Origin of the sequence: Saccharopolyspora sp. NPDC002686 (assembly GCF_040295745.1) — a bacterium.
GTDB lineage: Bacteria > Actinomycetota > Actinomycetes > Mycobacteriales > Pseudonocardiaceae > Saccharopolyspora > Saccharopolyspora oryzae.
This window is the reverse complement of sequence record NZ_JBEOVY010000006.1, coordinates 1-26,823: the sequence shown is the minus strand read 5'-3', so window position 1 is coordinate 26,823 and position 26,823 is coordinate 1. Positions and strand designations below refer to the sequence as shown.

General features: G+C 70.1%; 27 protein-coding genes. 15 read left to right on the top strand and 12 right to left on the bottom strand.

Features of this window, described 5'->3' with window-relative positions; genetic code table 11:
* Positions 1 to 105: 105 nt before the first annotated feature.
* The gene (wzt, locus tag ABTZ89_RS01725) at positions 106 to 873 is read right to left on the bottom strand and encodes a galactan export ABC transporter ATP-binding subunit Wzt/RfbE (protein ID WP_351038921.1); all 768 of its coding nucleotides are present in this window, start codon (positions 871 to 873) and stop codon (positions 106 to 108) included.
* Between the two features lie 108 nt (positions 874 to 981).
* Here wzt and ABTZ89_RS01720 point away from each other — a divergent pair, with 108 nt between their 5' ends.
* Complete coding sequence (locus ABTZ89_RS01720) at positions 982 to 1,629, top strand: TetR/AcrR family transcriptional regulator (RefSeq protein ID WP_351038920.1); 648 nt, start codon at positions 982 to 984, stop codon at positions 1,627 to 1,629.
* Positions 1,630 to 1,637: 8 nt separating this feature from the next.
* Here ABTZ89_RS01720 and ABTZ89_RS01715 read toward each other — a convergent pair whose 3' ends face one another.
* The 5 genes from ABTZ89_RS01715 to ABTZ89_RS01695 form a co-directional block, all read right to left on the bottom strand.
* Positions 1,638 to 2,417 (bottom strand): DeoR/GlpR family DNA-binding transcription regulator, encoded by a 780-nt coding sequence (locus tag ABTZ89_RS01715; RefSeq protein WP_351038919.1) that lies wholly within the window; start codon positions 2,415 to 2,417, stop codon positions 1,638 to 1,640.
* Positions 2,418 to 2,485: 68 nt separating this feature from the next.
* Positions 2,486 to 3,406: a 1-phosphofructokinase family hexose kinase gene (locus ABTZ89_RS01710; RefSeq protein ID WP_351038917.1), complete on the bottom strand. Its 921-nt coding sequence runs from the start codon at positions 3,404 to 3,406 to the stop codon at positions 2,486 to 2,488.
* On the bottom strand, positions 3,403 to 4,257 hold the full coding sequence (locus ABTZ89_RS01705) for a class II fructose-bisphosphate aldolase (protein WP_270953238.1): 855 nt from the start codon (positions 4,255 to 4,257) through the stop codon (positions 3,403 to 3,405). Before ABTZ89_RS01705 ends, ABTZ89_RS01710 begins: the two co-directional genes overlap by 4 nt.
* A gap of 2 nt (positions 4,258 to 4,259) precedes the next feature.
* On the bottom strand, positions 4,260 to 5,144 hold the full coding sequence (locus tag ABTZ89_RS01700) for an ROK family protein (protein WP_502949500.1): 885 nt from the start codon (positions 5,142 to 5,144) through the stop codon (positions 4,260 to 4,262).
* A gap of 14 nt (positions 5,145 to 5,158) precedes the next feature.
* Positions 5,159 to 6,055: an SIS domain-containing protein gene (locus tag ABTZ89_RS01695; protein WP_270953240.1), complete on the bottom strand. Its 897-nt coding sequence runs from the start codon at positions 6,053 to 6,055 to the stop codon at positions 5,159 to 5,161.
* Between the two features lie 334 nt (positions 6,056 to 6,389).
* Between ABTZ89_RS01695 and ABTZ89_RS01690 the strand changes: the two genes are divergently transcribed.
* Genes ABTZ89_RS01690 through ABTZ89_RS01670 form a run of 5 tightly spaced genes read left to right on the top strand, consistent with a single transcriptional unit; the run spans position 6,390 to position 11,846 of the window.
* Positions 6,390 to 8,000: a peptide ABC transporter substrate-binding protein gene (locus tag ABTZ89_RS01690; RefSeq protein WP_351038912.1), complete on the top strand. Its 1,611-nt coding sequence runs from the start codon at positions 6,390 to 6,392 to the stop codon at positions 7,998 to 8,000.
* A gap of 7 nt (positions 8,001 to 8,007) precedes the next feature.
* Positions 8,008 to 8,934 (top strand): ABC transporter permease, encoded by a 927-nt coding sequence (locus tag ABTZ89_RS01685; protein WP_270953242.1) that lies wholly within the window; start codon positions 8,008 to 8,010, stop codon positions 8,932 to 8,934.
* Positions 8,927 to 9,823: an ABC transporter permease gene (locus ABTZ89_RS01680; RefSeq protein ID WP_351038909.1), complete on the top strand. Its 897-nt coding sequence runs from the start codon at positions 8,927 to 8,929 to the stop codon at positions 9,821 to 9,823. Before ABTZ89_RS01685 ends, ABTZ89_RS01680 begins: the two co-directional genes overlap by 8 nt.
* Positions 9,820 to 10,833: an ABC transporter ATP-binding protein gene (locus ABTZ89_RS01675; protein ID WP_351038907.1), complete on the top strand. Its 1,014-nt coding sequence runs from the start codon at positions 9,820 to 9,822 to the stop codon at positions 10,831 to 10,833. The genes ABTZ89_RS01680 and ABTZ89_RS01675 overlap by 4 nt, the downstream gene beginning before the upstream one ends.
* On the top strand, positions 10,830 to 11,846 hold the full coding sequence (locus ABTZ89_RS01670) for an ABC transporter ATP-binding protein (RefSeq protein ID WP_351038905.1): 1,017 nt from the start codon (positions 10,830 to 10,832) through the stop codon (positions 11,844 to 11,846). Before ABTZ89_RS01675 ends, ABTZ89_RS01670 begins: the two co-directional genes overlap by 4 nt.
* A 345-nt stretch (positions 11,847 to 12,191) precedes the next feature.
* Here the strand turns inward: ABTZ89_RS01670 and ABTZ89_RS01665 are convergent, their stop codons facing one another.
* Positions 12,192 to 13,376, bottom strand: a complete 1,185-nt coding sequence (locus ABTZ89_RS01665; protein ID WP_351038903.1) for a Gfo/Idh/MocA family protein — start codon at positions 13,374 to 13,376, stop codon at positions 12,192 to 12,194.
* A gap of 236 nt (positions 13,377 to 13,612) precedes the next feature.
* Here ABTZ89_RS01665 and ABTZ89_RS01660 point away from each other — a divergent pair, with 236 nt between their 5' ends.
* Positions 13,613 to 14,407 (top strand): SDR family NAD(P)-dependent oxidoreductase, encoded by a 795-nt coding sequence (locus ABTZ89_RS01660; RefSeq protein ID WP_351038901.1) that lies wholly within the window; start codon positions 13,613 to 13,615, stop codon positions 14,405 to 14,407.
* Between the two features lie 68 nt (positions 14,408 to 14,475).
* Here the strand turns inward: ABTZ89_RS01660 and ABTZ89_RS01655 are convergent, their stop codons facing one another.
* The gene (locus ABTZ89_RS01655; protein WP_351038899.1) at positions 14,476 to 15,786 is read right to left on the bottom strand and encodes an MFS transporter; all 1,311 of its coding nucleotides are present in this window, start codon (positions 15,784 to 15,786) and stop codon (positions 14,476 to 14,478) included.
* A gap of 146 nt (positions 15,787 to 15,932) precedes the next feature.
* Here ABTZ89_RS01655 and ABTZ89_RS01650 point away from each other — a divergent pair, with 146 nt between their 5' ends.
* A complete protein-coding gene (locus ABTZ89_RS01650) occupies positions 15,933 to 16,805 on the top strand; it encodes a LysR family transcriptional regulator (protein ID WP_351038897.1) in 873 nt (290 codons plus the stop codon).
* A gap of 36 nt (positions 16,806 to 16,841) precedes the next feature.
* Here ABTZ89_RS01650 and ABTZ89_RS01645 read toward each other — a convergent pair whose 3' ends face one another.
* Positions 16,842 to 17,306, bottom strand: coding sequence for a MarR family winged helix-turn-helix transcriptional regulator (locus ABTZ89_RS01645; protein WP_351038895.1), 465 nt, complete (start codon positions 17,304 to 17,306; stop codon positions 16,842 to 16,844).
* Between the two features lie 170 nt (positions 17,307 to 17,476).
* Here ABTZ89_RS01645 and ABTZ89_RS01640 point away from each other — a divergent pair, with 170 nt between their 5' ends.
* From ABTZ89_RS01640 to ABTZ89_RS01630, 3 genes are all read left to right on the top strand, one after another.
* Entirely contained in the window at positions 17,477 to 18,679 is a 1,203-nt protein-coding gene (locus ABTZ89_RS01640; protein ID WP_351038893.1) for an MFS transporter, read from the top strand.
* 35 nt (positions 18,680 to 18,714) lie between these two features.
* A complete protein-coding gene (locus tag ABTZ89_RS01635; RefSeq protein ID WP_351038891.1) occupies positions 18,715 to 19,533 on the top strand; it encodes an aldo/keto reductase in 819 nt (272 codons plus the stop codon).
* 64 nt (positions 19,534 to 19,597) lie between these two features.
* Positions 19,598 to 20,584: an LLM class oxidoreductase gene (locus ABTZ89_RS01630; RefSeq protein ID WP_351038889.1), complete on the top strand. Its 987-nt coding sequence runs from the start codon at positions 19,598 to 19,600 to the stop codon at positions 20,582 to 20,584.
* A gap of 60 nt (positions 20,585 to 20,644) precedes the next feature.
* Here ABTZ89_RS01630 and ABTZ89_RS01625 read toward each other — a convergent pair whose 3' ends face one another.
* Positions 20,645 to 21,544, bottom strand: a complete 900-nt coding sequence (locus tag ABTZ89_RS01625) for a LysR substrate-binding domain-containing protein (RefSeq protein ID WP_270953256.1) — start codon at positions 21,542 to 21,544, stop codon at positions 20,645 to 20,647.
* A gap of 150 nt (positions 21,545 to 21,694) precedes the next feature.
* Between ABTZ89_RS01625 and ABTZ89_RS01620 the strand changes: the two genes are divergently transcribed.
* Positions 21,695 to 22,705, top strand: coding sequence for an aldo/keto reductase (locus ABTZ89_RS01620; RefSeq protein ID WP_270953258.1), 1,011 nt, complete (start codon positions 21,695 to 21,697; stop codon positions 22,703 to 22,705).
* 32 nt (positions 22,706 to 22,737) lie between these two features.
* Positions 22,738 to 23,151 carry an SRPBCC family protein gene (locus ABTZ89_RS01615; RefSeq protein WP_351038886.1) on the top strand — a complete coding sequence of 138 codons (414 nt, stop codon included), beginning with the start codon at positions 22,738 to 22,740 and terminating at the stop codon, positions 23,149 to 23,151.
* Between the two features lie 59 nt (positions 23,152 to 23,210).
* On the opposite strand, the gene ABTZ89_RS01610 is transcribed toward ABTZ89_RS01615, so the two are convergent.
* Entirely contained in the window at positions 23,211 to 23,984 is a 774-nt protein-coding gene (locus ABTZ89_RS01610) for a 2-keto-4-pentenoate hydratase (protein WP_351038884.1), read from the bottom strand.
* A 71-nt stretch (positions 23,985 to 24,055) separates the two neighbouring features.
* Here ABTZ89_RS01610 and ABTZ89_RS01605 point away from each other — a divergent pair, with 71 nt between their 5' ends.
* A complete protein-coding gene (locus ABTZ89_RS01605; RefSeq protein WP_270954175.1) occupies positions 24,056 to 24,829 on the top strand; it encodes an IclR family transcriptional regulator in 774 nt (257 codons plus the stop codon).
* Positions 24,830 to 24,832: 3 nt separating this feature from the next.
* On the opposite strand, the gene ABTZ89_RS01600 is transcribed toward ABTZ89_RS01605, so the two are convergent.
* Positions 24,833 to 25,939, bottom strand: coding sequence for a zinc-binding dehydrogenase (locus ABTZ89_RS01600; RefSeq protein WP_351038881.1), 1,107 nt, complete (start codon positions 25,937 to 25,939; stop codon positions 24,833 to 24,835).
* A gap of 168 nt (positions 25,940 to 26,107) precedes the next feature.
* Between ABTZ89_RS01600 and ABTZ89_RS01595 the strand changes: the two genes are divergently transcribed.
* Positions 26,108 to 26,823, top strand: a 716-nt coding sequence (locus ABTZ89_RS01595; RefSeq protein ID WP_351038879.1) for an aldehyde dehydrogenase family protein, incomplete at its 3' end; no start/stop codon positions are given.

Genomic DNA, 26,823 nt, shown 5'->3' with positions numbered 1-26,823 from the left:
CGTTTCGGGACAAAGCGCCTCGATCTTGCTGTCCGCCCCGGCCCCTCGCCCGCCGCACCACCAAGTCGATCGACGCCCAGGAGGGTGAGCCGGAGCAGCAGGCCCTCACGCATCCTGCACTGGGAAGACCTGCGGTTCGTGGCCCTTGTAGGCGGTGAGCACCTCGCGCACCGAACCGCGCATCCGGATCCTCCCCTCGTCCATCCAGATCGCCGTCGTGCACAGCTCCAGCAGCAGTTCGTCGACGTGCGATGCGAACACCAGCAGCCCTGATCGAGCGACCAGGTCCACCATGCGCTGCCGCGCTTTGGCGATGAAGGCGGCGTCGACCGCACCCAGGCCTTCGTCGAGGATCAGGATCTCCGGGTCGATCGTGGTGACCACGCCGAGCGCCAGCCGAACCCGCATGCCCGCCGAGTAGGTCCGCAGCGGCATGTGCAGGTAGTCGCCGAGTTCGGTGAACTCCGCGATGTCCTCGGCCCGCTCCCGCATCTGCCGTCGGGTCATCCCGAGGAACAGGCCGCGGACGATGATGTTCTCGTACCCGGAGACCTCCGGATCCATCCCGACGCCCAGGTCGAAGACCGGCGCGACGCTCCCCTCGATCCGGGCGGTCCCGCGCGTGGGCTCGTAGATGCCCGACAGCAGGCGCAACAAGGTCGACTTCCCCGCCCCGTTGTGCCCGACCAGGGCGACCCGGTCGCCGTCGGTCAGCGACAGCGTGATGTCGTGCAGCGCCTCGATGACCGGCACCTTCGCCCCGGTGCCGATCCGGCCGCCGACCTTGCCGAAGACCTTCTTCTTCAGCGATCGCGTCTTGGCGTCGAAGATCGGGAAGTCGACGCAAGCGCCGCGCACCTCGATGTTGACCATGCTCTGGACCCGCTCCCGCCGCAGTGCCGGACTGAATGCGAACGGAAATTACCATTCGCATCTGACCGGTGGTCCGCACCCCTCGCGGCGAGCGGTAACGTCCGGGGAGTGAGCGCCCAGCACGCCGAGCCCGGCTTCCGACCCCCGCAGCAGGCCCGCAGCCGGGAATCCCTGCAGAAGGTGCTGACCTCCGCTGAGCACGTCCTGAGCACCGGCGGCATCGACGAGTTCACCGTCGCAGCGGTCGCCGAGCACGCGGGCGTGTCGGTCGGCGCGATCTACCGCCGCTTCACCGGCAAGGAGCAACTCCTGAAAGCGGTGAAGGACGACCTGCTCGAACAGCTGGAAACCGGTGTCGCCGAAGCACTTCGCGCGGCCTCCCCCGGCCTGCGCGGTGCCATCGACGCCTTCACCGATGCGATGGCGCGCACCTTCTCCGGTCGCACCCGGGCCTTCCCGGAGCTGCTCGGCGGGCAGCCTGCGGAAGGCGTCGAACGCGGTCTTCAAGCGCTCGAGACGATCCAGCGGGCGCTCGTCGAATCCGCTGAGCCCTACCTGGACGACGTGGCACAGCGCGATCCGCGGAACGCCGTGCGGTTCGCCGCGCGCAGCATCATCGGCTCCTGCGTGCACCGGGCCGCCACCTGCCAGTCGTGGCCGGACGGCCTGTCCTGGCAGGCGTGGGCGGACGCGACGACCGAGATGGCCATGACATACCTGGCCTCCCGCCCGCAGGAACCGTCCGAGGTCGAGTAGCGGTTCGGTCACACCGCTTTGACCGGGACTCCTTCGGCGGTAAAGCGGTCGACGAGTTCGCCGGGGGCTGTGGAGTCGGTCAGGAGCATGTCGATCGAGGCCGTCGGGCAGATGTGGGCGAAGGCCGTCCGGCCGAGCTTGGAGCTGTCCGCGACCACGACCACCTGGTCGGCTCGTTCGGTCATGAGGCGGTTGATGTTCGCCTCGCCCTCGTTGTGCGCGAACGCGCCGCGGGTCGGGTCGACCGCGTCGACGCCGAGGAACACGATGTCGAGGGTGATCTCCTGGAGCAGGTGGATGCCGAGCGGGCCGGTGAGCTCGAAGGACTGCGGTCGCGCCACGCCTCCGGTGACCACGGTCTTCACCTGGGGCCGCACGACGAGCTCGTTGGCGATGTTCAGGGCGTTGGTGACGATGGTCAGCGAGGTGCCGCTGTCACCGAGGTCCGCGCGGGCCACCAGGCTGCGTGCGATCTCGGTCGTCGTCGTGCCGCCGTTGACCCCGACCACCGCACCGGGGGCGACCATCGCCGCCGCTGCCCGGGCGATGCGTTCCTTCTCGCGGGCGTTCCGGGCGGCCTTGTAGCGCAGCGGCAGGTCGTAGGCGATGTTCTGCGCAACGGCCCCACCTCGGGTTCGGGTCAGCAGCTGCTGCTCCGCGAGGTGGTCGAGGTCGCGGCGGACCGTGGCCGCGGAGGCCTCGAGCTCGGTGGCGATCTCCTCCACGGAGACCTTGCCGCGTTCCCCGAGCAGGTCGAGCAACGCGGACAGCCGCGCGTGCCGGTCCATCGGTATCCCTCATTCCTCGGCCGTACGCAGGATCGATCAGCCAGTATCGCGCACGACCGATCACCTGATCACAGGTGCTCGACCTCGATGCGGTCGGCGATGTCGCGGAACACCCGGTGGTCGAGCTCGCCCGCGACAGGTGCCGCTGCTGCAGCCGCAGACCAGGCCACGGCACGGCGCAGGCGATCGGGCCAGGGCTCCTGACGCTCGATGCCGGCGGCCAACGCCGCTACCGCCGCGTCACCTGCGCCCGTCGGGTTTCCGCTCACTGCGAAGGGAGGCGCTGCGCGCCAGACGCCTTCACCGGTGACCGTCAGCATCCCGTCCGGGCCGAGGGAGACGACCACAGCCGCCGCGCCGCGCTCGCGCAGCTGCTGAGCTCCCGCCAGCGGGTCGTCGTGTCCCGTGGTTTCGCGGAGTTCAGCGGCATTGGGCTTGACGACGTCGGCTCCCGCTTCTGCCGCGGCGAGCAGTGCGGGACCGGCGGTGTCGACCACCGCTAGTACCGCACGGGCATGGGCGTCCCGGACCAGTTCGGCGTAGCTGTCCACAGTGCACCCGGGCGGCAGGCTCCCCGAGCACACGAGAGCCGACGCGCCGTCCAACCGCGCAGCGACGAGTTCCCGGAACCGCCGCCAGTGCGCTTCTCCCAGGTGGCTGCCGGGTTCGTTGAACAGGGTCGCTTCTCCCGGAGTGCCCTCGTCGGCGACCACCGCGATGGTCCGGCGGGTGGGCCCGGACACCGGCAGCAAGGAGTGCTCGATGCCCGCCGCGGTGAGGTCATCGCGAACCGCGTCGCCTAGTGCGCCTCCGACGGGAGCGGTGGCGAGCGTGGCGATGCCCTGGTCGTGCAGCACCCTGCTGACGTTGAGCCCCTTACCGCCGGCGCGTTCGTGGACGCTGCGGACGCGGTGGGAGGCACCGATGCCGACGTGCTCCACTCGGTAGCTGATGTCCAGCGCCGGGTTCGGGGTGACGGTGACGATCATCCGCGCTCCGAGCCGGTTTCGAAGCGCAGGACTCCGAGCAGGCGCGCGGTTTCCGCGGCGAGGGCTTCCCGGCCCGCGGTGAGGTACTTGCGCGGATCGACCAGGTCCGGCTTGGCCGCCAGGACCTCCCGCGCCGCCTCGGTGAACGTCTTGTTCAGGTGCGTCGAAATGTTGATCTTCGTCATTCCACTGCGGATCGCGGCACCGAGGTCGTCGTCGGAAACACCCGAAGACCCGTGCAGCACGAGCGGAACGTCCAGTGCCTCGTTCAGCCGCTCGATGAGCTCGAAGTCGAGCGCGGCATCACGCGTCACCATCGTGTGCGAGGTACCGACCGCCACGGCCAGCGCGTCCACGCCGGTGGCGGCCACGTAGTCCGCGGCCTCACCAGGATCGGTGCGGACGCCCGGCGCGTGGACGCCGTCCTTGCCGCCGACCTCGCCGAGCTCCGCTTCGATCCACAGGCCCGCATCGTGGCAGCGGGTCGCGACCGCGCGCGTGCGGGCCACGTTCTCCTCGTAGGGCTGCTTCGAGGCGTCGAACATGACCGAGCCGAAACCGAGCTCGATGGCCTCGCCGACCAGTTCTTCGGACTCGGCGTGGTCCAGGTGCACGGCCACCGGCACCTCCGCCTTGCGGGCGCGGGCCAGCGTCGCGAGCGCGATCGGTTCGAGCCCGCCGTGGTAGCGCACGCAGTTCTCGCTGATCTGCAGCACCACCGGGGCACCCGCGCGTTCCGCTCCGGACACCAGGCCGTCGGCGTGCTCCAGCCCGATGACGTTGAACGCGCCAACCCCGAGACCTGCGCGGACGGCGGCCTCGACGACGCTGCCGGTGCTGACCAAAGGCATGACTACTCCCCCTCTTCCCCGTGGTTGTGGTTCACCAGCTCGGCAGCGAGCAGCGCCGCGCCGAGGCTGCCCGCGCGATCGCCGAGAGCTGCGGGCACGATCCGCGGTGCGCGCGCGAGGTTCCAGTCCGCGTCCAAGCGGCGGGTGAGCGGATCGAACAGCATTGGCCCTGCCTGCGACAGACCTCCGCCCACGACAACGACTTCCGGCGCCAGCAGCGCGGTGATCCAGATCAGCGCGCTGCCCAGGGCGTCGACCGCCTCGTCCCAGACAGCGGTCGCGACCGGATCTCCAGCGGCGACCCGCTGCGCGACGTCCGCTGATCCGGCCACCGGAATTCCGGTCCGTTCCTGGTAGCTCCGACTGATCGCGGCAGCGGAGGCCACCGCCTCCAGCCGGGCACCGCCGACCGGGACCTGCCCGATCTCACCGGCATATCCGCCTCCGGCGTGCAGCCGACCGGCCTGCACGTACGCCGCCGAGATGCCGGTGCCGACCGGGAGGAACACGGCGTCATCGGCATCGCGCGCGGCGCCGAGCTGTTGTTCCGCCAGAGCCCCGGCCCGGACGTCGTGACCGAAGGCCACCGGCATTCCGAGCCGAGCCCCGAGCAGCGAGGCGAACGGGACGTCCGACCACCCCAGATTCGCCGAGAACACCGCAACACCGCGGGATTCGTCCACGATCCCGGGAACGACGAGCCCGACGGCCGTCGGCGCGACGCGCGAGGACAGCTCGGTGACCAGCGAACACGCCAGGTCCAGCACCTGCTCGACCGTGTCGAGCGAGGGCGGTGGTGTCGTGCCACGCCGCTGCGCCAACACTGCCCCCGAGGCGTCGACCAGGACCGCTTTTGTCTCGGTCCCTCCCACGTCGACACCGATCACGGGGCCGTGAAGGTTCACACCTCGTCCAGGACGATCGACCGGGTCAGGTTGCGGGGCTGGTCCGGGTTCAGGTCGCGCCCGACCGCAGCGGCCACCGCGACTCGCTGCGCGAGCACCAGGTGCGCCATCGGATCGCGCTGCCCGCTGTCGACGAAATCCGCGCCGGCAGCGGAGATCTCGGCGGCGAGCCCGGTCGGGGCCTCGCCGAACATCCAGGTCGTCCGGCCGGGTTCGGCGATGCTGATCGGACCGTGCCGGTACTCCATGGCCGGGTAGGCCTCGGACCACAGACCAGCCGCTTCCCGCACCTTCAGCGCCGCCTCGTGCGCCAGCCCGACCGTCCAGCCCGTCCCCAGGAACGTGATCTGCTCGCTGGTCGGCAGCGCACCGAGCTCGGTGTTCAGCACGGCGCGCGCATCCGAGACGGCGCTGGTCAGGTCCTCGCCGAGCGAAGCGCGGAGCAGGGCCAGGGCGGTCGTCGCGAAGCGCGTCTGCACCACGGACTGCTCATCTGCGAACTCCAGCCCGATCAACTCGTCGCAGACCTCCGCGATGGGCGCGTCGGGGACCGCGGTGATCGCCACCGCGGGAGTCGTCCCCTTCAGCTGCCGCAGGAGTTCGAGCACCTCCGTGGTCGTTCCCGAGCGGCTGATCACCAGCACGCGGTCGTAGGAGCGGCCGAGCGGCACCTCTGAGGCGGGGAACGCGTCCGTGACGCCTTGACCAGCGGATTCCCGCAGGGCCGCGTAGGCCATGGCCATGAACCAGGACGTGCCGCACCCGGCCACCGCGACCCGCTCGCCGCGCGCGGGCAGCACCCCCGCCACCTCCTGGGCCAGCTCCGATGCGCGCAGCCAGCACTCCGGCTGGCTGTCGATCTCGCTGTCCACGAGGTATCCGCCAGTCGCCATCAAAGCCCTCCAAGACCGTCGATCTCCGCGGCGCGCGTCGTCCTCCGCGCACCACTTCGCCAGACTAGATGCACAAAAGTGATTCAACAAGCATCTGTTCAATCATTAGCAATCATCGAGAGTCGACGAAGCGGCCACCAGGCAAAAGCCGCCCGTAGCACTCCGGACACGTGATGTCACGGGACGGGACCGGCTTCCGGCCGATGTGGATCTGGGTAGTGACAGCCACCACGGGCCACGTTAATAATGACCCAACTTGCATGAAGTTGCTCGATAAATCGGATTAACGAGCACACATGCGCAAGCTCGTTGTCTGAGCAAGGGAGAGCAACAGATGGCCCAGAAGCTCCGGAGGCGGCTGGTGCTCGCTGCCGGGATGTGCCTGGCGCTGCTGGCGGGCTGCGGCGCGCACGACACCGGCAGCGCGCGGGTGCTGCAGGTCGCGCAGTACCCCGACCCGGATGAGCTGAACTCGCAGCAGGACGAGGGCAGCCAGGTCTACATGGGACTGTGCGAACCGCTGGTCGGGCTCGGTTTCGCCGATGCCGGCGACATCCGGATGCGCGGTGCGGAACGCATCGACACCACCGACGGCCGGGTGTGGACGATCAAGCTGCGCCCCGGCCGGAAGTTCCACAACGGCGAACCGATCAGCGCGCAGACCTACGCCGACACCTGGAACGCCGTCTCCTACGGACCCAACGCCTACAAGGCGAGCTCGACCTTCAGCGCCATCGACGGCTACGACGAGCTCAACGAGGACGAGCCGAAGCGCGACACGCTGCGCGGGCTGGAAGTGCTCGACGAGCTGACCCTGCGGGTCACGCTCACCAAGCCCGACTACGACTTCCCGAAGATCATCGCCTCCTACAGCGCCTGCCCGATCCCGAAGGAAGGCTTGGCCGATCCGACCGGCTACTCGCAGGCGCCGATCGGCAACGGCCCCTACCGCTTCGTCCGCTGGGACCGCAACGAGCGGATCGTGCTGCAGCGCTGGCACGACTACCAGGGCGAGCTTCCGCCGGACGCGGCCGAGGAGATCCACTTCAAGATCTACCAGTCGCAGGACACCGCCTACCGCGACGTGCAGGCCGGGCAGCTCGACGTGCTGCGCAACATGCCCGGCGGCCTGCTCCAGGACGCCCGCAACCAGCTCGGCGACTCCGGGCTGTTCACCATCCCGCAGCAGCGGCAGATCACCCAGATGCTGATCCCCGACTACGTCGAGTCGTTGCACGATCCGCGGCTGCGCAAGGCGATTTCGCTGTCGATCGACCGCGACGCGATGGCCGGGGCGCTGATGCGCGGGTCGGCGACGCCCGCGCGTTCCCTGCTGGTCAGCGCCGTCGGTCCGGCCTACCGGGCCGACGCCTGCGCGGACTGCCGGTTCGATCCGGACCGGGCTCGCCAGCTCGTGGCCGAGGCCGGCGGATTCCGGGAGCCCGTGGTCATCTGGTACTCCAACACCGGCGGCGGTGGCGGCACCGAGATGTCGCAGGTCGCGCTGGCCATCGCCAACGCGCTGCGGCAGGAGCTGGGCGCCGACGTCCGGTTGAGGCCGGTGCTGCCCGCCCAGCTCAAGCAGGCGCAGAACGACGGAACGCTGACCGGCCCGGCGCTGAGCCTGTGGGGCGACATCTACCCCAGCCCCGACCAGTACCTGGGCATGTTCCGCGAGGGCGGCGACGGCAACGAGTACACCCAGTACGACAACCCACGTGCCAATGAACTGATCAACCAGGCGCTGGGCACCGGTGACGGGCAGCAGGCGGCACAGCTCTGGCAGCGCGCCGAGGACCTGATCCTCGCCGACATGCCCGCGATCCCGCTCTACTACCCGGCCATCTACGCCGCGCACACGCCGTGCGCCACACCGGAAACGCTGGGCGGCGACCTGCAGTACTACCTGACCGCGTTCAAGTGCGGCCCCGGCCGCGAGGAGTGAGGCCGACGTGCTCGGATACCTCGTACGCCGCATCGCGGCGATGCTGCCGGTGCTGTTCGGCGTCACGTTCCTGATCTTCGCGCTGGTCTACGCGATGCCCGGCGACCCGATCGCCGCGCTGGCCGGCGACCGGCCGCTGCCACCCTCCACAGTGGAGGCGCTGCGCGAGCGCTACCACCTCGACGAACCGCTGATCACCCAATATCTGCTGTACATGGGCGGTTTGCTGCGCGGCGACTTCGGCACCGACTTCTTCGACCGCCCGGTGCTGGAGATGATCGCCGAGCGGTGGCCGACGACGCTGCAACTGGCGCTGACCGCCTGGGTGCTCAAGCTGGTGATCGGCCTCGGGGTCGGGATCTTCGGCGCGCTGCACCGCGGCCGCGCCGGCGACCACCTGGCGCTGGCCTTCACCGTGCTGTTCGTGGCGCTGCCCGGGTTCGTGATCGCGTTCATGGTGCAGCTGCTGTTCGGGTTGAAGCTGCAGCTGTTCCCGATCGCCGGCATCGCCGAGGGCTGGCCGGTGAGCTTCCTCCTCCCGGCGCTGGTAGTGGCGCTGGAAGCCGCCGCCCCGCTCGCCCGGCTGACCAGGTCGAGCCTGGTCGACGCGATGAGCGCCGAGTTCATCCGGACCGCGCGGGCCAAGGGGGCCTCGCCGGGCCGCGTCGTGTGGGGGCACGCGCTGCGCAACTCGATGATCCCGGTGGTCACCTACCTCGGTCTCAGCCTGGCCGCGATGCTCGGCGGCGCCGTGATCGTCGAGAGCGTGTTCAACCTGCCCGGCATCGGCGGACTGCTGGTGCAGGCGGTGCAGACCCAGCAGGGCACGATCGTGGTCGGCGTGGCCACCTTCATCATCCTGATCTACCTGCTGGTCAACCTGCTCGTGGACATCAGCTACGGAATCATCGACCCGAGGGTGCGCAATGGCTGACCGAACCGATCTCTCCCCCGCCGCCACGACCGCGCCCCGCCGCAGGTTCACCGTCGTCGGGCGGCTGCCGAAACCGCTGCGCGCCCCGCTGTTCGTGGTCGCCGCGCTGATCGCCGCCGGTTACGTGCTGATGGCGGTCTGGCCGAGCCTGTTCACCTCCGCCGATCCGATGCACTGCGAGCTGCGGCTCAGCGGCGCGGGCCCGGCACCGGGCCATCCGTTCGGCTTCGACATGCAGGGCTGCGACTACTTCGCCAACGTCGTGCACGGCGCCCGGCCGTCGATGGCGATCGGCCTGCTGGTCACCGCGGCGACGTTCGTGGTGGCCGCGGTGCTCGGTGCGCTGGCCGGTTACTTCGGCGGCGTCGTCGACGGCGTGGTGTCGCGGATCGCCGACGTGGTGTTCGGACTGCCGATGATCATCGCCGCGATCGTGGTGCTCAACATGTTCGAGGACCGCACGATCTGGACGGTGAGCCTGGTTCTGATCGTCTTCAGCTGGCCCGGCGGCATGCGCTACATGCGCGGCTCGGTGCTCAAGGTCCGCAACCTGGAGTACGTGCAGGCCGCGCGCGTGCTCGGCGGAAGTCACCTGCGCATCATCGGCACGCACATCGCGCCGAACGCGCTGACCTCGCTGATCGTGCTGAAAACCCTGGAGATCGGCGGGATCATCGCCGCCGAGGCAGCGCTGACCTTCCTCGGCATCGGGCTCCAGCCGCCCGCGATCTCGTGGGGGCTGCAGCTGTCCACCGCCCAAGCGCAGTGGCAGGCCAGCCCGCACCTGCTGCTCTACCCCGCGCTGTTCCTGACCGGCGCCGTGCTGGCGTTCGTGGTCCTCGGCGACAGCCTGCGGGAAGCCCTCGACCCGAAGGGAAAGCAAGCATGAACGCCAAGGCGCGGTCGGCACCGCACCAGGACGGGGCCGCGGTTCTCGACGTGCGCGGCCTCAGCGTCGACTTCCACACGCCGGCCGGACGGCTGCACGCCGTGCAGGACGTCAGCTTCAACGTGGGCGCGGGCGAAACCCTCGCCGTGCTCGGTGAATCGGGCTCGGGCAAGAGCGTCACCGCGCAGGCGATCATGGGGATCCTCGACACCCCGCCCGCCGAAATCGTCGGCGGCACCGTCGAACTCTGCGGCCAGGACCTGCTCGCGCTCCCCGACCGCCAGCGGCGCGCGGTGGCGGGGTCCCGCGTGTCGCTGATCTTCCAGGACGCGCTCACCGCGCTGAACCCGGTGCAGCCGGTGGCCAAGCAGATCGGCGAGATGTACCGGCTGCACCGCGGCGCGTCCCGGCGGGAGGCGTGGCAGAAGGCCGTGGAGATGATGGACCGGGTGCGGATCCCCGCGGCGGCCAGCCGCGCCGGCGACTACCCGCACCAGTTCTCCGGCGGCATGCGCCAGCGCATCCTCATCGCGATGGCGCTGGCGCTGGACCCGGAGGTCGTCATCGCCGACGAGCCGACCACGGCGCTGGACGTGACCGTGCAGGCCCAGATCCTCGACCTGCTCGCCGAGCAGCAGGCCGAACGAGGTCTGGCGCTGGTGCTGATCACCCACGACCTCGGCGTCGCGTCCCGGATGGCCGACCGCGCGCTGGTGATGTACGCCGGGCAGGTCGTCGAGCGCGGGCCGATCCGCGAGCTGTTCACCTCGCCGGTCCACCCGTACAGCCGGGGGCTGGTCGCCTCCATCCCGCAGCGCTCGCACCGCGGCGGCCCGCTGCCCGCGATCGGCGGTCTGCCGCCGAGCCTCACCGATCGCCCGGCGGGCTGCCGCTTCCACCCGCGCTGCGGCATCGCGCGGGAGCACTGCGCATCGGTCGAACCGGAGCTGCTGCTGCTGGAGGACGGCAGGCAGACCCGGTGCCACTTCTGGTCGGAGGTCTCGTCGTGACCGAGCAGCACATCCTCGACGTCCGGGACGTCACCAAGCACTACCGCAAGCGCGGCGGCGGGCGGTTCGGACTCGGCTCGTCCACCGTCAAGGCCGTCGACGGGGTGAACCTGCAGCTGCGCAAGGGCGAAGCGCTGGGCATCGTCGGCGAATCCGGCTGCGGCAAGTCCACGCTGACCCGCCTGCTCACCGCGCTGGAGAAGCCCACCAGCGGCCAGGTCCGCTACCGGGGCATCGACGTCCACCGCGCGAAAGGCGCCGAGCAGAGCCAGATGCGGCGCAACATCCAGATGGTCTTCCAGGACCCCTACGCCTCGCTCAACCCGCGCAAGACCGTCGGCTCGATCCTGGCCGAACCGTTCCGGATCCACCGCGACGCGATCCCCGGATCGGGCCTGCGGCAGAGACTGGAGCAGCTCCTCGAACAGGTCGGCCTCCGCCCGGACCACCTGGACCGCTACCCGCACGAGTTCTCCGGCGGCCAGCGCCAGCGCATCGGCATCGCCCGCGGCATCGCGCTGAACCCGGAGGTGCTGATCTGCGATGAACCGGTGTCAGCGCTCGACGTCTCGGTGCGCGCGCAAGTGCTGAACCTGCTCGCCGAGCTGCAGCGCGAGCTGTCGCTGACCGTCGTGTTCATCGCGCACGACCTCGACGTGGTGCGCCACTTCTGCGACCGCATCGCGACGATGTACCTGGGCAAGGTGGTCGAGGAGGGCGACTGCGACGCGGTCTACGACCGGACCGCGCACCCCTACACCCGAGCGCTGCTCTCGGCGATCCCCCGCCCCAGCTTCGACGACGAACCGGAGCAGCAGCGCATCGTCCTCGAAGGCGACCCGCCGTCGCCGATCTCGCCGCCACCCGGCTGCCCGTTCCACACCCGCTGCTGGATGGCCCGCCCGGACTGCTCCACCGCAGTCCCGACCGGGCACGACCTGGGCGAGGGGCATGTCTCGCATTGCCACTACGCCGCTGAGGTCGCCGACGCGGATCCCGCTGCGAAGCACTGAACCCACACCCCCGGCGCTGCGGTGCGGCGCCGGGGGTTCTTTTGCTGCGTTGGTGGGTTTTTGGGGGGTAGCGATCGGTGCGTCGTCGGGGTCCGGTGGTGATACCGGGTGGGGGTTCGCGATGTGGTGTGCGGCGGGTGCGGGGTTGCTTTTGGGTTCCAAGCGGTAGGTGGTTGCTTCGCGTTACGCAATTTCAATCGAAATTGGCGCCGTTTTCGACGGAAGTCACGGTGAGCATTCAGCCAATTTCAATCGAAATTGCGATCGTCACCACTTCGCCGTCGGGTCTGGAATCGTCGTCGACATGGTCATCCAGCAGTAGCGGAGCCCTCTTCAAGCACCCGCTCAGGACGCGCTGGCGTGCGGGTGCTCGAAGTAGTCGAGCAGGGCAGCGTCGGGGGCTGTCACGTCGACCGGTTTTCCACCGTTGCGGAGGGATTCCGTTGCGGCACAGCCTGTTGCGACTGCTTCGCGGGCTGCGATCGGCGAGGTGACGGTGGGGATGTCGGCGCGGACGAAGTCCAGGAATTCCGCCACGATGCGCGGGTCCGCTCCGCCGTGGCCTCCGCTGGCTCGTTCGACCTCCACCACCTGGTCGCCGTCCGGGGCATAGCCGCGGTGCCTGCGGTTCCAGACCTTGACCACCGCGCCTGAACCGTCGCCGAAGTTCTCCAGCCTGCCTTCGGTGCCGATGACGGTGTAGTTGCGCCAGTAGTCCGGTGTGTAGTGGCACTGCTGGTAGGTCGCGAGCACACCGTTGTCCAGCTGGAGGTTGACCATGCTCAGGTCTTCGACGTCCACCACCGGGTTGAGGCCGGTTTGGCTCAGCGGCGGCCAGTTCTGCTCGTACTCGTCCCAGTCGTGGCCCGTCTTGTAGGTCTCGCGCTCGTTGCGGTCGGTGATGCCGCCGTAGACGGTCAGCGCACCCATCGCGTTGACCCGCCTGCTGTACCCGCCGGCCAGCCAGTGCAGGACGTCGATGTCGTGCGCGCCCTTCTGCAGCAGCAGGCCGGTGCTCTTGCTGCGGTCGGCGTGCCAGTCCTTGAAGTAGAAGTCGCCGCCGTGCCCGACGAAGTGGCGGCACCAGATCGAGGTGACCCGCCCGATCGCACCCGACACGATCAGGTCGCGCATCGTCCGGACCACCGGCATGTGCCGCATGTTGTGCCCGACGTAGAGCTTGCCGCCGTGCTGCTGCGCGGCGGTGAGGACGCGGTCGCAGCCCTCCGCGGTGATCGCCAGCGGCTTCTCGAGGTAGACGGCGAGCCCGGCCTCCAGGCAGCGGATCGCGTGCTCCTCGTGCAGGTGGTCGGGGCTGACCACGAACACCGCGTCCAGCCCGCATTCCAGCAGCTCGTCGAGCGTGCTGGTGGTCCGGACGCCGTCGCCGTAGCGCTGCGCCGCGGCCTCGGCCCGAGCCGGATCCGGGTCGCACACCGCGACGATCCGCGATCCCGCACCGGGCTGGTGGGCGTGATCGGCGATCCCCACCCGCAGCCCGCACCCGAGCACACCAGTCCTGACGTCCATGCCCCACCTTCCCGCACGCGCACATGTGCTGAATTCTGATCGATACAAGCCTATATCGATCACTTGTGCGCAGCCACCCTATGTTCCCGACGCCGCCCGCACCACCCCCGCGACGGACGGGCGGCCGCGATCTCCACGGGCTCGGGATGGCCGCGAGTCGCGGCCAGCGGCGGGAAGTCCCGCGGAGGAGAATCCCGGGACGTCCCGTGCGCCAGCAGACAGCAGAGAGGCAGAGCATGCGCATCGATCTCAGCGGGAAGACCGCTCTCGTCACCGGATCCTCGTCGGGGATCGGTTTCTCCATCGCGCGCGGACTGGCCGGCGCCGGTGCCGACGTCGTCGTCAACGGGCGCTCGGAGGCGACCGTCACCGCCGCTGCGGACAAGATCCGGCAGGAATTCCCCGACGTCGCGGTGCGCGCTGCCGCTGCCGACGTCACGACCGAGGACGGGGCGGACCGGGTCGTGGAGCTGGCCGGCGAGGTCGACGTCCTGGTCAACAACCTCGGCATCTTCGGCGCCATCCCGGCGCTGGAGATCACCGATGAGGACTGGCGCCGCTACTTCGAGGTCAACGTCCTCGCCGCGGTGCGGCTGACCCGCCTGCTGCTGCCCGCGATGATCGAGCGCGGTTGGGGCCGCGTGCTCAACATCGCCAGCGACTCCGCCGTGGTCATCCCCGAGGAGATGATCCACTACGGGATGAGCAAGACCGCGCTGCTCGCAGCGTCCCGAGGTTTCGCGAAGGCCGCCGCGGGCACCGGGGTCACCGTCAACTCGGTCATCGCCGGTCCGACCCACACCGGCGGCGTGGAGGACTTCGTCTACCAGCTCGTCGACCGCTCGCTGCCCTGGGACGAAGCGCAGCGCGAATTCATGCGCGCCAACCGGCCGCAGTCGCTCCTGCAGCGCCTCATCGAGCCCGAGGAGATCGCCAACATGGTCGTCTACCTCGCCTCCCCGCTCGCCTCGGCCACCACGGGCGGAGCGGTCCGCGTCGACGGCGGCTACGTCGACTCGATCCTGCCCTGACAGCTCCCGCCGCCGAGCGGCGCCCCCCAGTGCACAAAGGACATCGACCTGAGGGGACGCCGCTCGGATCAGGCGGCGAGGCGCAGCACCACCGCGATCAGCGCCAGCAAACCCGCGCCCATGAACGCGGCGCTCGCCACTGACCGCAGCTCCCGCATCCTGGCTCGCTGAACGGAACTCGCCGCCCAGACCAGGCACAGCGCGACCGCCAGCACGGCGCCGAGCGCGCACACTCCCGCCCACCCAGCGCGGGCGTGCACCACCCCGGCCAGGGCCGAGCCGATAGCACCGCCGGCGAAGTAGCACGTCATGTACGCGGAGGTGATGCGCCCGCGCGCGTCCGGGCGCAGCGCGTAGATCAGCGACTGGTTGGTGATGTGCACGCCCTGGTGGGCCAGGTCAAGCAGAACGATCCCGGCGATCAGCAGCACCAAGCTGTGCGCCCCCAACAGCAGCAGACCCCAGGACGCGAGCAGCACGACTGCGCCGACGAGCGTGGTGTGCGTCGTGAGTCCGCGGTCCGCGAGTCGCCCGGCCAGCTGCGCGGCGATCGCGCCCGCAGCACCGAACAGGCCGATCAGCCCGATCTCACCATCCGACCAGCCATAACCCGGCCCGGACAGCAGGAAGGCGAGCGAAGTCCAAAGCACGCTGAAGCAGGCGAAGGCCAGCATCCCGATCGCCGCGCGCGCCCGCAGGACCGGTTCGTCGACCAGCAGCCGGGCGGTGGAGCGCACCAGTCCCGGGTAGCTCGAGGCCGCGGTTCCCCGGAACTGCGGGAGCGCGCGGTGCAGGGCCGCGGTCAGGGCGAGCATGGCCAGCGCCGCGACCACGTAGATCGTCCGCCAGCCCCCGACGATGGCCAGCGCTCCGGACGCGGTGCGGGCGAGCAGCATGCCCAGCACCAGACCGGTCATCACGGTTCCGATGATCCGGCCGCGCTGGTGCGGCGAAGCGAGGTCCGCGGCGAAGGGCACGAGGATCTGCGCCGTGACCGACAGCAGACCGGTCAGCACAGCGCCGGCCAGCAGCAGGGCGCCGCTCGGGGCGATCGCGGTCAGCGCCAGCGAGATCGACGTGGCCAGCGTCAGTCCGCACACCAGGCGGCGGCGTTCCAGCAGATCGCCCAGCGGCAGCAGGAAGACCAGCCCCAGGGCGTAGCCGACCTGGGCGACCGTGACGATCAGCGATGCGGACGCCGACGACATGCCCAGGTCACCGGCGATCGTGCCCAGCAACGGCTGGGCGTAGTAGTTGCTGGCCACGCACAACCCCACGGCCACGGCCAGGAGCAGGACCGTGCCGCGGCGCGGGCCATCACGGGTGTCCGGGCGCGCAGCGTTGTGGAGCGAGGGCTGCTGAGCAGCGGAGGAAGCCACGACGTTTTCCTTCCGGGAGAACGAGTACGCGAGCGCAGCGCTGGTGGAACTGGGCGGATCCGGCCACTCGCCGATGCTCTCCCGGCACGCGTGCATCGGTCCAACAGGTAGTTGCCATAGGACCTATCGGAGATCACGATGGATGCGTGGAACTCCGCCAGCTCACCTACGCCGTCGCGGTCGCCGAGACCGGCAGCTTCACCCGAGCCGCCCAGCGCTGCTTCGTCGTCCAGTCCGCGCTCAGCGAGCAGATCGCCCGGCTGGAGAGCGAGCTGGGGGTCCGGCTGTTCGAGCGCACCAGCCGCCGCGTCCAGATCACCCCGGCCGGCGAGGGATTCCTCGAACCGGCTCGGGAGGCGCTGGCCGCGGCCGAGCGCGCTCGCAGCGAGGCGGTGGCCCGCAGCAGCGAGATCCGGGGCAGCCTGGTCATCGGCAGCATCGCTCCGCTCACCGCCGTGAACCTGCCCGACCTGCTCGCCACCTACCGGGAGAAGCACCCGGCGGTTCGCGTGACCTTGCGCTCCTCCCTGGTCCGGGACCAGCTGCAGCAGGTGCGCGAGCGCACCTGCGACATCGCTTTCGTCGACGTCGGCCCGGGTGAGCTCCCCCGCGGCTTCGCCGGGCGCGTGCTCAACACCGACGATCTCGTCGCCATCGTCCCGCGCGGCCACCGGCTGGCCGGGTCCGCGGAGGTCACGCCCGCGCAGCTGGCGGAGGAGGACATGGTCGACATGCCCCTCCGCTCCGGCATCCGGGGCCACAACGACGCCGCGTTCGCCGCAGCCGGGGTCACCCGCACCGTCGCCTTCGAGGCCGACACCACGGCGATGCTGGAACAGCTCGTCGCACGCGGTCTCGGCCTCGGCGTGGTCTTCGCCGCCGTCGCTGCCCGAATGCCCACAGTGGACAGCGTCCCGACGGCCGGAGTAGCACCCCGCACGGTCCAGGCGGTGTCGCTCACATCCGGCGTTTCCCCCGCCGCACGAGCATTCCTGGAACTGCTCGACGAGAAGCGATGACTGTCCACACCAGACTACGGCGTCGGCGCACGACGGTCAGCGCTGCAGCGCCTGCGCGGGTTGGGTCAGGCCGTGGAGGGCTTCGACCAGCGGGGCGAGCTCCGGGGTTTCGGACGCCTCGGCGAGCGCTGCCTCCAAGGCGGCGTCGTGGGTCGGGCGGGCTCGCTCCAGGAGCGCACGGCCCGCGTCGGTGAGCTCGGTGTAGATCCCGCGGCGGTCGTCCTTGCAGAGGATGCGGGTGAGCAGCTCGCGGTCTTCCAGGCGGCTGACCAGCCGTGTCGTCGCGCTGCCGCTGAGCGCGGTGGCGCGGGCGAGCTGCTGCATGCGCATGTGCCAGCCGTCCTGGCGGCCGAGCGCATCCAGGACCGTGTACTCGACGACCGAGAGGCCGTGCTCGGCCTGGAGTGCCTTCTCCAGCGCGGTGTCGAGCGCCCCGTGCAGCGCGGCGAGCGTGCGCCAGCCGTGGGCGCGGACCTCGACGGCGTCGTCGGCGATTCCCACTGAGCACCTCCTATCAGCTGACCTACTACCAACGTTACCAGCTTGCACCCATATGAGGCGTGTGCAACTATCTGCCACATCACAATACGCCTCGTTTGAAATAGCGCGCGTGTGCAACTATTGTCGACGCTCGTAAGACACAGACGCAGTCGGACTAGGAAGGCCTCGACATGCCTCTCGCGCTCCTGGCTCTCGCCATCGGTGCCTTCGGGATCGGCACCACCGAGTTCGTGATCATGGGTGTGCTCCCGCAGGTCGCCGGCGAGTTCGGAGTCAGCATCCCCGCCGCGGGGTGGCTGGTGTCCGGCTACGCGCTCGGCGTCCTCGTCGGGGCACCGATCCTCACCGTCCTGGGCACCAAGGTGTCCCGGAAGAAGATGCTGCTGTTCCTGATGGGCATCTTCATCGTCGGCAACGCGCTCTCCGCCGCAGCACCGACCTTCGGCGTCATGCTCACCGGCCGGGTCGTCGCCTCGTTCGCGCACGGCGCGTTCTTCGGCATCGGCTCCGTGGTCGCCGCCGACCTGGTCGCCCCGAACAAGAAGGCCTCGGCCATCTCGCTGATGTTCATGGGCCTGACCGTCGCCAACATCGTCGGCGTCCCCGGCGGCACCTACGTCGGGCAGGCCTTCGGCTGGCGGGTCACCTTCACCATCGTCGCGCTGCTCGGCCTGGTCGGGTTCCTCGGCGTCGCCGCGCTCGTCCCCGAGCAGGGCAAGCCCGAGGCCGCGAAGATCCGCACCGAGTTCACCGCGTTCCGCAACGTGCAGGTCTGGCTCGCGATGGCGATGACCGTCCTCGGCTACGGCGGCGTGTTCGCCGCGATCACCTACATCGCGCCGATGATGACCGACGTCGCGGGCTACTCCGAGGGCGGCGTGACCTGGCTGCTCGTGCTGTTCGGCATCGGCATGTTCCTGGGCAACCTGCTCGGCGGCAAGTTCGCCGACAAGGCCCTGATGCCCATGCTGTTCGTCACGCTCGCGCTCCTGTCCGGCACCCTGCTGCTGTTCACGGTCACCGCGCACAGCCAGGTCCTGGCCGCGATCACCCTGCCCGTCATCGGCGCCCTGGGCTTCGCGACCGTCCCGCCGCTGCAGAAGTGGATCCTCGACCAGGCCTCCGCCGCGCCGACCCTGGCCTCGGCGGCCAACATCGGTGCCTTCAACCTCGGCAACGCCCTCGCCGCCTGGCTCGGCGGGATCGTGATCGCCGCCGGGTTCGGCTACACCTCGCCCAACTGGGTCGGGGCCCTGCTCGCCGGCACCGCGCTGCTGCTGTCGTTCCTCGCGGCCTTCCTCGACCGCCGCACCCGGGCGACCGCCGCCGTCCCGGCGTCCGAGGGCGCCGAGCCGGTCGCCTCCCACCACTGACCCGATCCGCAACGATCACCAGGAGTTCCACCACCATGGTTCCCACCACCACCCTCAACAACGGCGTCGAGATCCCGCAGCTCGGCTTCGGCGTCTTCCAGGTGCCCGACGAGGAGACCACCGCCGCGGTTTCCGCCGCCCTGCAGGCCGGGTACCGCTCGATCGACACCGCCGCGATCTACGGCAACGAGGCCGGCGTCGGCCGCGCCATCGCCGAATCCGGGATCGCCCGCGACGAGCTGTTCATCACCACGAAGCTGTGGAACGCCGACCAGGGCTACGACTCGACCCTCGCCGCCTTCGACAGCAGCCTCGCCAAGCTCGGGCTGGACCACGTGGACATGTACCTCATCCACTGGCCGACCCCGGCGCGCGACCTGTACCTCGACACCTGGAAGGCCATCGAGGAGCTGGTCGCCGACGGCCGGGTCCGCGCCGCCGGTGTGTCCAACTTCCAGCCCGCGCACCTGCGCAGGCTGATCGACAACAGCTCGCTCGTCCCGGTGGTCAACCAGGTCGAGCTGCACCCCGGTCTCCAGCAGCGCGAGCTGCGCACCGTGCACGCCGAGCACGGGATCGCGACCGAGGCGTGGAGCCCGCTGGCGCAGGGCGCGATGCTGCGCGAGAGCACGCTGACCGACATCGCGGAGCGGCACGGCAAGTCGCCCGCCCAGGTCGTCATCCGCTGGCACCTGCAGCTCGGCAACATCGTGATCCCGAAGTCGGTCACCCCGGCCCGCATCCAGCAGAACATCGACGTCTTCGACTTCGCCCTGTCCGAGGACGAGATGACCGCGATCGCCGGTCTCGACCGGGGCCTGCGCACCGGCCCGGACCCCGACACCCTCAACTGACCGCCCGCCGGGCAGGCCGCGCGAGCCGTGCGGCCTGCCCGGCGCCTCCCCCGCAGGAATCACGATGCCTTCCGAATCCACCGCGCTGGACCGCCTCGTCGGCCCGACCGGTCTGCCGACGCTCGGCCTCGAGCTCCCGCTGGACAACGACTGGGGCGAGTCCCGGCTCAGCACCGGGGAACGGCCCTTCGGCATCCCGGACCTCTCCGAACACGCCCGCCTGGCCCAGCTGGCCGACGACCTCGGCTTCGCCGCCCTGTGGGTGCGGGACGTCCCGCTCCACGACCCGGTCCAGTTCGGCGACGCGGGTTCGGTCTTCGAGACCTTCACGCACCTGGGACACCTGGCCGCGATCACCAAGCGCGCGGTGCTCGGCACCGCCGCGGTCGTGCTGCCCCTGCGCCAGCCCTGGCTGGTCGCCAAGGCGGCGGCCACTGTCGACGTGCTGTCCGGAGGACGGTTCGTGCTCGGCCTGGCCAGCGGCGACCGGCCGGTCGAATATCCCTTGTTCGGCTTGGACTTCCACACCCGCGGAGCCGCGTTCCGCGAGGGCGTGGAGATCCTCCGCGCGGCCTGGGCGCCGCGTTCCCCGGGCGAGGGCATCGATCTGCCGGACATCGGGTTGACCGCCGACCGCCGGCTCGAGGTGCTGCCCAAGCCGACCGGCTCGACGATCCCGATCGCCATCGCCGGGTCCGCGCAGCAGTCCACCGAGTGGATCGCCGAGAACGCGGACGCGTCCCTCAACTACCCCCGTCAGTTGGGGGCGCTGCGCAAGAAGACCGACGAGTGGCGGCAGCTCACCGGGGACGCCTCGAAGCCGTACCTCACCCCGATGCAGCTCGACCTGCTCGACGACCCCACCGCCGACACCACCCCGCTCCGACTCGGCATGCGGACCGGCCGGCTGGCCCTCATCGAGCAGCTGCGCGCGATGGGCGAGCTCGGTGTCGCGCACGTCTCCTTCAACCTCCGCCCCGGGGACCGCCCGGTCGAAGAGGTGCTCAAGGAGCTGGCACATGAGGTGCTGCCGCACTTCGCCACCAGCTGAGTGCCCTACCACCCTCTGAACCGTCCATCGTGGACTTGTTCCACGATGGACGATTCGGTGCTATGCGGCGTTGCTCGTGCCGAGGACGGTGGCGCGGAACGCGGTCACCACGGGCCGCAGGTCGATGTGGTGCCAGGCGGCCCACAGCTTGACACAACCGTCGTGCCAAGGGAGTTCGCGCACCTCGATGTCCTCCGTGGTGGCGCCTGCCATGCTCTTTTGCACCAGCGCGAGTCCGAGCCCCGAGGCGACCAGACCGAGCGCGGTCAGCGGTTCCGCGGCGTCGAGGCGGATGTCCGGAGTGAAGCCCGCGGCAGCGCAGGAAGCGACGAAAGTGTCGCGCCAGGCGGGATCCTGGGCGTTCTCGATCGCGATCCACGGCTGGCCGTCGAGGTCGCTCGGTGCGATTTCGCCTTTGGCAGCAAGCGGATGCTTCGCCGGCATGGCGAGCAGCAGCGGGTCCTGGAGCAATGGCGCCGACACCAGGTCGGGGTCGTCCTCGGACGGCGGCGCGTGCACGAGCGCGATGTCGAGGCTGCGCTGCCGCAGACCTTCGAACTGCGCGCTGGGCAACAGGTTGTACAGCGCGATGTGGACGTCGGGTTGTGCGTCGTGCAGCGTCCGCAGTGCACTGGGGAGGATTCCGGTGTGGATGGCATCGGCGACGTAGCCGATGCACAGGCCGCCCTCTTCCCCGCGGCCCAGCCGACGTCCCAGGTTCTCCAGGCGGTCGGCGTGCTGGAGCAGCGCGCGGGATTCGGCGAGGAAGACCTGCCCGTCCCGGGTGAGCCGGATTCGCTGCTGGGAGCGCTCGAACAGCGTGAGCCCCAGGTTCTTCTCCAGCTGCGCGATCTGCCTGCTGAGCGGCGACTGGGAGATGTGCAGCCGCTCGGCGGCCTGACCGACGTGTTCGGTTTCGGCGACGGCGACGAAGTAGCGGAGTTGCCGCAAGTCCAACATCTTGAGACCTCAGAAGACTTAACTGTGTCCAAGCAAGTCTTGGACAGTCTTAAGTTTCGTCCCTAGCCTTGAAGTTGTCAACCGACGGAGCGAGCACCGGATGCAGGTGCGATTTCCCGTCACAGCCCGCAATTCGAGGGATCACTCAGCATGTCCATCACTTCCTCCCTGCCCGGAAAGCTGGGCTTCGGCACCGCACCGCTGGGCAACATGTTCCGCGCCATCCCCGACGAGGAGGCGGCGGCCACCGTGCAGGCCGCGTGGGACAACGGAATCCGCTACTTCGACACCGCCCCGTTCTACGGCGCGGGCCTGGCCGAGATCCGGCTGGGCGACGTGCTGGCCGACCGCCCGCGCGACGAGTACGCCCTGAGCACCAAGGTCGGCCGGATCATCCTCGACGAGGTCGAGGACCCGGCTTCCCGCGATCTGGGCGAGAAGGGCGGCATCTTCGAGCACGGCCGCCCCAACAAGATCGTCCCCGACTACTCGGCCGACGCCACCATCCGGTCCATCGAGGACAGCCTCAAGCGGCTGCGGACCGACCGCCTCGACTTCGTGTGGGTGCACGACGTCGCGCAGGACTTCTACGGCGACGAGTGGGTGGCCGCGTACGAGTCCGCCCGCACCGGCGCGTTCCGCGTCCTGCAGAAGCTGCGCGACGAAGGCGTCATCAAGGGCTGGGGCCTCGGCGTCAACAAGGTCGAGCCGCTGGAGATGACGCTCGACCTCGACGAGCCGAAGCCGGACGGGTTCCTCCTCGCCGGGCGCTACACGCTGCTCGACCACGACCGCGCCCTGCAGCGCCTGCTGCCGGCCGCCGAGGCCCAGGACGTCGACATCGTCGCCGGCGGTCCGTACAGCTCCGGCATCCTCGCCGGCGGGCAGCACTTCGAGTACCAGAAGGCCCCCGCCGCGATCATCGACAAGGTGGAGCGCATCAAGTCGCTCGCCGCGCAGAACGGTGTGAGCATCAAGGCGGCGGCGTTGCAGTTCTCCCTCGCCCACCCCGCCGTCGCCGCGACCATCCCCGGCGCCACGCGGCCGAGCCGCATCGCCGAGGACGTGGCCGCGCTCAACGAGACCGTCCCGGCGGCCTTCTGGGAGGCCTTGCGCGCCGAGGAGCTGATCGCTCCGAACGCCCCGGTCCCCACCGCCTGACCCCAACACGCCAACTGCCCAGGAGAGAGATCATGGCGTCCACGACCACGAGCGTCGACATCCCGGTGCCCGCGGACCGCGTCTGGCAGCTCATCGGCGGCTTCGACTCGCTGCCCGACTGGCTGCCCTACATCCCCACCAGCGAGCTCAGCGAGGGTGGGCGCGTCCGCAGCCTGACCAACGCGGAGGGCGGCACCATCGTCGAACGCCTCGAAGCGTTCGACAACGACGCCCGCACGTACACCTACTCCATCGTCGATGCCCCGTTCCCCGTCACCGGCTACCGCTCCACGATCACCGTGCACGAGGTGTCGGACTCGCAGAGCCGCGTGGAGTGGTCCGGCACCTTCACGCCGGTGGGGGCGAGCGACGAGGAGGCGATCGCCCTGTTCCACGGCATCTACTCCGACGGACTGGCCGCGCTGGAGAAGACCCTCGGCGTGTGACACCGGAGGTGCAAGTGGTGCCCGCTGCCCCCGGCAGCGGGCACCGCTGCGTCGGGCGATCAGTCGACGTCGAGGGCGACCCGGCCCAGCTCGCCGAGATCGGCGACCAGGCGATCACCGGCGCTGATCACCGTTGGCGGGCAAAGGGTTCCGCTCAGCACGATGTCACCGGCTTCCAGCCGGAGCCCGCGGTTCAGCAGGTGCCGGGCCAGCCACGCGACGGCCTCGGCGGGGTCGCCCATGACGGCCGTGGCGCTGCCCGGGATCTCCCGGTCGCCGATCGACAGGGTCGCGACGACCTCCGACAAGCTCCCGCCGGGGAGCCCGACGCGGGGTCCGAGCACGGCACGAGCAGCGTTGGTGTTGTCCGCGACCAGCATCGGGAGCGTCGACGGGCCTCCTCGCCACCTGCTGTCGACGATCTCGAAGGCAGGTGCGACCTCCGCGGTGGCGTTGCGGACATCGCCCGCGGTCACGTCCGGGCCCGGGAGCGCCTCGCCGAGGACGAAAGCGATCTCGACCTCGGCCTTCGGCGCGAACAGCTCGGCGATGGCGAGGTCCTCGCCTTCGGGCAGCAGTCTGCTGGCGAGCAGGTGCCCGGCCGCCGGTTCACCAGCCCCGAAGACGTCTCGCGCCGGCTGGGACGTGAGACCGATCTTGTACCCGATCACCCGCTCGCCGGCGTCGACGACCAGGGCCCGGGTCGCGTCCTCGACCGCGTGGGCCGACTCCAGGTCGTCCAGCCAACCGGCCAGCTCCGGGTCGACCGGGGGCTCGCCGTTGCCCGCCTGCCACAATCGCCTGGCCAGTTCCGGGATCGCGTCGTTCTGCACGGGTCTCCTCACGAAGTCGAGAGTGTCTGATATTTTGGACATTGTCTGCACCTTGGCACTGGGAGGAAATCATGGCCCGCCTGACCGCTCCAGCCCTGCGCCGGGGCCTGGACATCCTCGAAATGCTCGCCGAGAGCACCGAGGAGTTGCGCGTCCCGGAGATCACCCGGCGGCTCGGCCTGCCGCGGGCCACCACGCACGAGCTGGTCAACACGCTGGTCGACCGCGGCTACCTCACCCTGTCCAAGGAGACCGGGCGCGTCGCGCTCGGCGTCAAAGCGCTGCAGCTCGGCGCGGGGTACGAGCGCGGCATCGATCTCGCCAGCGTCGGGCGCGAGTGCGCGACCGAGGTGGCCGCCGCCTGCGGCGAGACGGTCCAGGTCGTCGTGCGCGACGGCGGATTCGTCGTGTTCATCGTCCGCATCGACAGCACCCACCCGGTCCGCCTGGTGTCGCAGGCCGGCAGCCGGTTGCCGGCCACCTGCACCGCCGGCGGGAAGGCGATGCTGAGCGCCCTGCCCGCGTCCGAACTGGACGCGTTGTTCCCGGACGACCGGGCGCTGCAGAAGATGACGCCGAACAGCATCACCACCCGCCACCGGCTGCTGGCCGACCTGGACGCGGCGCGCGAGCGCGGCTGGGCCGAGGAGAACTGCGAGTCCAACGACCACGCCGCCTGCGTCGCCGCGCCCGTGTACGACCGGCTCGGCGCTTGCGTGGCCGCTATGAGCATCTCCGTGCCCGTCGTGCGGTGGAGCGACGCCGAGAAGCAGCGCCACGTCGAGCTCGTCCTCGCCGGGGCGAAGGAGATGTCGCAACGCCTCGGAGCGTCCGACGCGGCGTGACGCTCACCCCTCGCCCCCGGGCAGGATCACCGCGCGACCGGTGGCTCCTCGCGAGAGCGCGGCGTAGGCCTCGTTGATCTCCGACAGCTCGTACTGCTCGCCGAGCAGCTTGTCCAGCGGCAGACGACCGGCCTTGAACAGGTCGATCAGCTTCGGGATGTCGACCGGGGTGTTGGCCGAGCCGTAGAGGCTGCCGATCAGCCGCTTCTCCTGCTGCACCAGGGGATTGATGGGCACCGGCACGGTGGCGCCCACCTTGCCGAGCCCGACGGCGACCACGGTGCCGCCCGTCCCCACGACCTCGAACGCCTGCTGGAGCGTCTGCGGCGCGCCGACCGCGTCGAGCGCCCAGCTCATCGGGCGCGGCGAAATCCTCGCCAGCTCCTCGGCGACGTCGTGCGTGCTCGCGTTGATCGTGTGGGTGGCGCCGAGCTCGAGCGCCTTGTCCAGCTTGGTGTCCACTGTGTCCACTGCGACGATCGGGTTCGCGCCGACGAGCCGCAGGCCCATCACCGCGCTGAGCCCGACACCGCCGGCCCCGATCACCACGACGCCCGATCCGGCGACGTCCTCCATGACGTTCAGCGCCGCACCGACGCCGGTCACCACAGCGCATCCGGTGATCGCCGCGACCGCGGGCGGCACGGCCGGGTCGACGGCGACGACCGAGCGCTCCGACACCACGCACTTCTCGGCGAAGCAGGAAACCCCCATGAGGTGGTGGACCTTCTCGCCGTTCAACGCCAGTCGCGACGTCCCGTCGGGCAGACCACCCGAGGTCGCCTGCACCTTCCCCAGCGGGCACAGGGCGGGCCGGCCGGTCAGGCAGAACTCGCACTCGCCGCACCGCGGCCGCCACAGGGTGATGACGGTGTCGCCGGGCCGGACCCGGGTCACGCCCGCACCGACCCGCTCGACGACACCGGCGCCTTCGTGCCCGAGCACCGCGGGCAGGCGGCCCTGGAGATCGCCGTTCATGTAGTGCAGGTCGCTGTGGCACACCCCGGCGGCGAACACTCGGACGGCGACCTCGCCCGGCCCGGGGTCGTCGAGGTCGACGTCCTCGATGGTCAACGGCGTACCGGGCCGGCGCAGGACTGCTGCTCTCATCGAACCTCGCCTTGTTGTACGAAACTTCGGACACTGTCTTACGGGTTGAGTATCAAGATGCCCGCTGTCGCCGTCAAGGCCATTGACTAGGTCGGACGAGAATGCAACTGTGTCTTGACCAGAAGACGTTGTCCGAAATATTGGACACATGTGGGAAGAAGGTGCCCGATGACCGGTGCGACGAGCCCGCAGGAGCTTGCGCACAAGCTCGACGCCGCCGTCGGCGCGTTCGAGCGGTGGAGCCGCCTCCAGCCAGCCGACCGCGCCCCCGCGCTCGAGGCCATCGCCTCGGCCCTCGAGGAGGCCGCGCCGAAGCTCGTGGCGATCGCGGACGAGGAGACCGCCCTCGGCGAGCCCCGGCTGAACGGCGAAGTGGTCCGCACCGCGTTCCAGCTCCGGCTCTTCGCCCAGGCGGTGACGCGCGGCGAGTACCTCGGGGCGACGATCGACCGCGCCGATCCGGAGTGGCCGATGGGCGCGCGGCCCGACCTGCGCCGGGTGCTCGAACCGCTCGGCCCGGTCCTCGTCTTCTCCGCCAGCAACTTCCCGTTCGCGTTCAGCGTGGCCGGCGGGGACACCGCCTCGGCGCTCGCCGCGGGTTGCTCCGTCGTCGTCAAGGCGCACTCGGGCCACCCGAGGCTTTCGGCCGCCACGGCTGAGGTCGTGCAGCAGGCGCTGGAGTCCGTTGGCGCGCCCGATGGACTCTTCGACGTCATCTTCGGCACCGACGCCGGACGCACGGCCATCGCGGACCCGCGGGTGAAGGCCGGCGCGTTCACCGGCTCGATCGAAGCGGGCCGGGCGCTGTTCGACATCGCCACCGGCCGGCCGGAGCCGATCCCGTTCTTCGGCGAGCTGGGCAGCGTCAACCCGGTATTCGTCAC

Bases quoted from the DNA above. Each gene is read 5' to 3' on its own strand.
- ABTZ89_RS01690 (WP_351038912.1), top strand. From the start codon at position 6,390: ATGGCCCAGAAGCTCCGGAGGCGGCTGGTGCTCGCTGCCGGGATGTGC.
- ABTZ89_RS01615 (WP_351038886.1), top strand. From the start codon at position 22,738: ATGGCGTCCACGACCACGAGCGTCGACATCCCGGTGCCCGCGGACCGC.
- ABTZ89_RS01675 (WP_351038907.1), top strand. From the start codon at position 9,820: ATGAACGCCAAGGCGCGGTCGGCACCGCACCAGGACGGGGCCGCGGTT.
- ABTZ89_RS01605 (WP_270954175.1), top strand. From the start codon at position 24,056: ATGGCCCGCCTGACCGCTCCAGCCCTGCGCCGGGGCCTGGACATCCTC.
- ABTZ89_RS01600 (WP_351038881.1), bottom strand. From the start codon at position 25,939: ATGAGAGCAGCAGTCCTGCGCCGGCCCGGTACGCCGTTGACCATCGAG.
- ABTZ89_RS01710 (WP_351038917.1), bottom strand. From the start codon at position 3,406: ATGATCGTCACCGTCACCCCGAACCCGGCGCTGGACATCAGCTACCGA.
- ABTZ89_RS01635 (WP_351038891.1), top strand. From the start codon at position 18,715: ATGGTTCCCACCACCACCCTCAACAACGGCGTCGAGATCCCGCAGCTC.
- ABTZ89_RS01665 (WP_351038903.1), bottom strand. From the start codon at position 13,376: ATGGACGTCAGGACTGGTGTGCTCGGGTGCGGGCTGCGGGTGGGGATC.
- ABTZ89_RS01640 (WP_351038893.1), top strand. From the start codon at position 17,477: ATGCCTCTCGCGCTCCTGGCTCTCGCCATCGGTGCCTTCGGGATCGGC.
- ABTZ89_RS01660 (WP_351038901.1), top strand. From the start codon at position 13,613: ATGCGCATCGATCTCAGCGGGAAGACCGCTCTCGTCACCGGATCCTCG.
- wzt (WP_351038921.1), bottom strand. From the start codon at position 873: ATGGTCAACATCGAGGTGCGCGGCGCTTGCGTCGACTTCCCGATCTTC.
- ABTZ89_RS01680 (WP_351038909.1), top strand. From the start codon at position 8,927: ATGGCTGACCGAACCGATCTCTCCCCCGCCGCCACGACCGCGCCCCGC.
- ABTZ89_RS01620 (WP_270953258.1), top strand. From the start codon at position 21,695: ATGTCCATCACTTCCTCCCTGCCCGGAAAGCTGGGCTTCGGCACCGCA.
- ABTZ89_RS01630 (WP_351038889.1), top strand. From the start codon at position 19,598: ATGCCTTCCGAATCCACCGCGCTGGACCGCCTCGTCGGCCCGACCGGT.
- ABTZ89_RS01625 (WP_270953256.1), bottom strand. From the start codon at position 21,544: ATGTTGGACTTGCGGCAACTCCGCTACTTCGTCGCCGTCGCCGAAACC.
- ABTZ89_RS01705 (WP_270953238.1), bottom strand. From the start codon at position 4,257: ATGCCTTTGGTCAGCACCGGCAGCGTCGTCGAGGCCGCCGTCCGCGCA.
- ABTZ89_RS01715 (WP_351038919.1), bottom strand. From the start codon at position 2,417: ATGGACCGGCACGCGCGGCTGTCCGCGTTGCTCGACCTGCTCGGGGAA.
- ABTZ89_RS01695 (WP_270953240.1), bottom strand. From the start codon at position 6,055: ATGGCGACTGGCGGATACCTCGTGGACAGCGAGATCGACAGCCAGCCG.